This window comes from Candidatus Symbiothrix dinenymphae (genome assembly GCF_001431085.1).
On record NZ_BBRU01000148.1, the window covers coordinates 1 to 765 of the forward strand.

Consider the following 765-nt stretch of genomic DNA (forward strand, 5'->3'; position numbering starts at 1 on the left):
CCTTTAGGATTTGAAGATGGTAAATTGTTCTTTAAGACCAATAAGATATACAGCACGATGTCCCATAAAGTGGCTGAACCTTTATTGTCCGATGATGTGAAAGCAAGAGTTTTAATCGGAGATTACAGCGTCCATTCAAAACAAATTAGGTACAATGACATATCCTATAATGCAATTGCAATAGATGGGAATTTGTATATCCCATTCGGCAACTCATACATTTATGTGGGCACAACAAACGAAAACGGACTAATACAAGCACTGTCTTGCTTATACTTTGTATTCGAATTAGATATAGACCCAACCGTTTTTCCTAACTCAGTACTACAAAAGCGTCCATCTTGATTATCTTTAACAAAGGGAAACCCTGATTACATTATGTAGTCAGGATTTTTTTAGGGTAACGCATCAAATTTACGATAACCAACTACCCCGTATGGGGTATAATTTCGATAACCCCGTACAAGCGAAGCGCAGTGCGGGGTAGATGGCTTCTCCTCACCCTAAAAATCAACCCACATCTTCCCTCACCCAGCGGCTCAAAGTCCGCTCTGCGCTACTAAACTCTGCGCCGATTTTCACCACTTTCCGCGTTCCGGCACTGTATGGGATGAGGTAGCCTTTGTCGTCTATCTGCTTGAGTGCTTCCTCGGCGGTGGCATTTTCGGATAGTTTAAATTCAAAAACATAGATGATATCTTTCATCCAAACCACTAGTCAGCGCGACCGATGGCACTTTTGACCTCCGTTTGCACAAAAAGCCCC

Annotated in this window: 1 protein-coding gene and 1 pseudogene; one reads left to right on the forward strand and one right to left on the reverse strand. The window is 42.2% G+C overall.

Translation table 11 applies throughout. The annotated features are described in order from the left end of the window. Positions 1 to 345: hypothetical protein (locus ASC50_RS07455; protein WP_226995342.1), on the forward strand; the 345-nt coding region annotated here is incomplete at its 5' end. 165 nt (positions 346 to 510) lie between these two features. Here ASC50_RS07455 and ASC50_RS02300 read toward each other — a convergent pair. Further along, positions 511 to 765, reverse strand: a pseudogene (locus ASC50_RS02300) (PD-(D/E)XK nuclease domain-containing protein); the annotation flags it as partial.